Annotated in this window: 6 protein-coding genes and 1 pseudogene; all 7 read left to right on the top strand. The window is 47.3% G+C overall.

Features of this window, described 5'->3' with window-relative positions:
- Positions 1–153 (top strand): annotated as a pseudogene (locus tag AC1DWB_RS32000) (DUF342 domain-containing protein); the annotation flags it as partial.
- A 67-nt stretch (positions 154–220) separates the two neighbouring features.
- Entirely contained in the window at positions 221–538 is a 318-nt protein-coding gene (locus tag AC1DWB_RS31995) for a hypothetical protein (protein ID WP_477545141.1), read from the top strand.
- A gap of 49 nt (positions 539–587) precedes the next feature.
- Complete coding sequence (locus AC1DWB_RS31990; protein WP_477545140.1) at positions 588–1199, top strand: hypothetical protein; 612 nt, start codon at positions 588–590, stop codon at positions 1197–1199.
- Complete coding sequence (locus AC1DWB_RS31985) at positions 1192–1731, top strand: hypothetical protein (protein ID WP_477545139.1); 540 nt, start codon at positions 1192–1194, stop codon at positions 1729–1731. Before AC1DWB_RS31990 ends, AC1DWB_RS31985 begins: the two co-directional genes overlap by 8 nt.
- A gap of 202 nt (positions 1732–1933) precedes the next feature.
- Complete coding sequence (gene rpsB, locus AC1DWB_RS31980) at positions 1934–2632, top strand: 30S ribosomal protein S2 (protein WP_477545138.1); 699 nt, start codon at positions 1934–1936, stop codon at positions 2630–2632.
- A 112-nt stretch (positions 2633–2744) separates the two neighbouring features.
- Positions 2745–3395: a translation elongation factor Ts gene (gene tsf / locus AC1DWB_RS31975; protein ID WP_477545137.1), complete on the top strand. Its 651-nt coding sequence runs from the start codon at positions 2745–2747 to the stop codon at positions 3393–3395.
- A 160-nt stretch (positions 3396–3555) separates the two neighbouring features.
- Positions 3556–3853: amino acid kinase family protein (locus tag AC1DWB_RS31970; RefSeq protein ID WP_477545136.1), on the top strand; the 298-nt coding region annotated here is incomplete at its 3' end.

Below are 3853 nucleotides of genomic sequence, written 5' to 3'. Positions count from 1 at the left end.
GACACAGACAAAGCTCGTGTAGAAGTCATATCGATTGTATACGGGGGCACCAAAATCGTAATCGGCCGCTATACGCGATTCGTTAAGGAAGCGGCACCGCGAGTATATTTCAAATATTTGGACGGCGACATTGCTATGCTGCCTAATTCTTGAATCGACTTAGCATCCTTTGTCCAGTTTATTGAGCCGTCTGCCATACAAATCAAGATGAGGTGATTGTATGAGCTTGAAATCGGTAGAGATGCAATTAGCCATCCCACGCACGAATGACGCGGGGATGGTTCAGAATCAGCTGTCCCACAAGCCTGTTCATGATCAAGCTGCCCTGGCCGCTGGTACGGTGCAGCAGGCCGATCAGTTAAGGAAGAAAGCGGCGAAGGTGGAAGAATCGGTTTCAAAGAAAATTAGAGATGAAGCAGGGAATCCAAGGGGGAAGCAGTTGAAAGCTACTTATCCTGGAAGTAAGTCTTCGAAGAAACAAGCTGAAGAACCCGTCGAGCATCCTTACAAAGGTCATCACATCGACTTCTCGCTGTAATTGCAGCTTTTTATACACCCACTACAATCTTTCGAAAAGGTGAATGGTCTTGCAACCTTGGCATTATATTGTTTTACTCGGTGCTGTATTACTCGTCTTCGCCCTGATTAAGCCGAGTGGACGCCAACCGTCCCAGCCCGCTACTTCGATCAAAGAAATCGAAGATACCATGGAACAGTTCACGGCCGAGCTCGAAGAGGAGAACCGTCAACTTATTCAACTCGTCTCGGAAATGAAGCATGATCATGAGAAACATTCGGCTAAGCTGCAGGGTAGGCTGGAAGCTCTGGAACTGCAAAATCACGACGTATCCAAGCAACTGGATCGACTGCTTCAAGCTGAAGCGAATTCACGACTTGCCATATCAATGGCCGGTCAGACAGCAGCAACACCTGATCCTGCTGCTGCCAAGCTTGCTGCTATTGTGGCCGCAAGCGCTAATGTGATGGGTTCGCAGGCAGCAGCAGCTTCGGAACAGACGGTAGCAGTGCCTGAAGCCAAAGTAGAGGGCATGAATATCCGGTATCGCTATACGGAATTGTTTCAATTGGAGAAGCAAGGCAAGTCCATTGATCATATCGCTAAGAAGCTCGGCATGAACAAAGGGGAAGTTATGCTCATAATCCAGCTAGCCAAACAGGAGGACCATGCCCGTGCTTAGGAATAAGATGTTTTTGATCGGCTTGGGCAGCGGTTTGATTGCGGGAGCAATTATGCTTCAATTGATGTGGAAAGTCGACGAGATGGAGAGCAAGACCAATAGGACGAGCATGACTGACTTCACGGTTGAACAAGTGAAGAAGGAAGCCGAGCGACTTAGTATGACGGTCATATCTAAGGATCAACAAGTCTATACATCGCAACAAATCGATGAGATTAAGCGTATGGCAGCGGAGGAGGAGAAGACTCGTCAAGCAAAAGCTGCACCAACTCCAGCTCCAACAACCCAGTCACCTGTTACTAAGGAAGCGACTAAGGAAAAGATCGTTCGAACAGTTGTGATACCTGATCGATCCGATGCGACCGCGGTAGCTGCGTTACTCGTTCAAGCACAGATCATATCCGAACCTACGAAGCTGATTGCGATGTTGCAGGAACAGAAGCTTACTAGTAGGATCTATTACGGCTTCTATTCGTTCGAGAATTCACCTGAAGTAGCGGAAGTGGTTAAGAAGATTACGACCTTGCCTTAACCTCGAACCTTCACCATGTGTGTAAGGTTCGAATGCTGTTGCAAGGCCGTTTTAGTTATGGTATAGTTATTGACGGTGTTAAAAACCACACGCCATTTAATTCTGTTCAAGGGTGCTAATTGATCCGATTGGATCCATAGTCTTGACGGGAAATGACAATGGCGGAGGGAAACTCAAACCAAACCAGAGGAGGTGCGTGAGGATGGCAGTAATCTCCATGAAGCAGCTTTTAGAAGCTGGGGTACACTTCGGACATCAAACCCGTCGTTGGAACCCGAAAATGGATCGTTACATCTTCACTGAAAGAAACGGAATTTACATTATCGACCTGCAAAAGACTGTGAAAAAAGTTGAGGAAGCTTACAACTTTGTCAAGTCGATTGCTGAAGAGGGCGGCACCATGCTGTTCGTCGGTACGAAGAAACAAGCTCAGGATTCGGTTGCCGAAGAAGCTGCACGTTGCGGTATGTACTTCATCAACCAACGTTGGTTGGGTGGTACGCTGACTAACTTCTCCACGATTCAGAAGCGCGTTAATCGTCTTCATGAATTGACGAAGTGGGAAGAAGACGGCACATTCGAATTGCTGCCGAAGAAAGAAGTTATCTTGCTTCGCAAAGAGAAAGAGCGCCTTGAGAAATTCCTCGGCGGGATCAAGCACATGAAGAAATTGCCTAGCGCATTATTCATTATCGATCCTCGCAAAGAGCGCATTGCGGTTGCAGAAGCTCGCAAACTTGGTATCCCAATCGTCGGTATCGTTGATACGAACTGCGACCCTGATGAGATCGATTATGTCATTCCTGGTAATGACGATGCGATCCGTGCAGTGAAATTGCTGACAGCCAAGATGGCTGACGCAATCGTAGAATCGCAACAAGGCGAGACAACGACGGCTTAATAGAACAGATGATCCACAAGCAGAACAGGGTGGTTTGAAGGTTACTTAACCTCTCGCCGCCCTTTTTTTGAGGAATAGAGGTACGACTCAATCTCAAGGAGGTTATTATTTCATGGCAGTTACAGCAGCTCAAGTAAAAGAATTGCGCGATAAAACCGGTGCAGGTATGCTGGATTGTAAGAAAGCGTTGGAAGCAGCAGATGGGGATTTGACCAAAGCATCTGAGATTCTACGCGAAAAAGGTTTGGCCGCAGCCGCGAACAAAGCGGGTCGTGTAGCATCTGAAGGTGTAGTAGAATCCTACATCCACGCTGGAGGCCGAGTAGGCGTCCTTGTAGAAGTGAACTGCGAGACGGACTTCGTAGCCAAGACAGACCAGTTCCGTCAATTCGTTAGGGACATCGCTATGCAAATCGCTGCAACTAACCCGAAGTTCGTTCGTCGTGAAGAAGTTTCCCAAGAAGAGCTGGACAAAGAACGCGAAATCTTGAGAAATCAAGCACTAAATGAAGGCAAACCAGAGAAAATTGTTGATAAAATGGTTGAAGGTCGTTTGGGGAAATACTATGAAGAGTTCTGCTTAATGGAACAATCTTTCATTAAAGACCCAGATAAGACGATCTCCATCTTGTTGAACGAGAAAGTATCTGCGATCGGGGAGCTTATCACCATTCGTCGTTTTGTTCGCTTCGAGCTGGGTGAAGGCTTGGAGAAAAAAGTCGATAACTTTGTTGAAGAAGTTATGTCACAAGCTCGTTTATAATCCAATACCCGCCTGGGTTGCGTTAACGAATAAGCAGGAAACGAGGAACACGTGGTGTTCCTCGTTTCATAACAAAAAGGTATTTGTGACCCCTCACCAATCATCGCTTCGAGTAAGCTGGATCGATGGCTTAGTGGGGAGAAGTTAGGGGGATAAGAAGTTGGAGCGACCCATGTTCAAACGAGTTGTGCTGAAGTTAAGCGGTGAAGCGCTAGCCGGTCAACAAGGTTATGGAATTGACAGTGATATGATTTCTTCGATCGCGCAGCAATTGAAGGAAGTGCACGAACTGAACATCGAAGTGGCAATTGTCGTCGGCGGTGGCAACATATGGCGTGGGATTGCAGGAAGCGCGAAAGGGATTGACCGTGCAACTGCAGACTATATGGGCATGCTGGCCACCGTAATGAACTCGCTTGCTCTGCAAGATGCATTAGAGCAAATCGGCGTTCCTACAC

The sequence above is a fragment of the Paenibacillus sp. P4_E11 genome, assembly GCF_056401635.1.
This window is presented reverse-complemented; position numbering and strand designations above follow the sequence as displayed.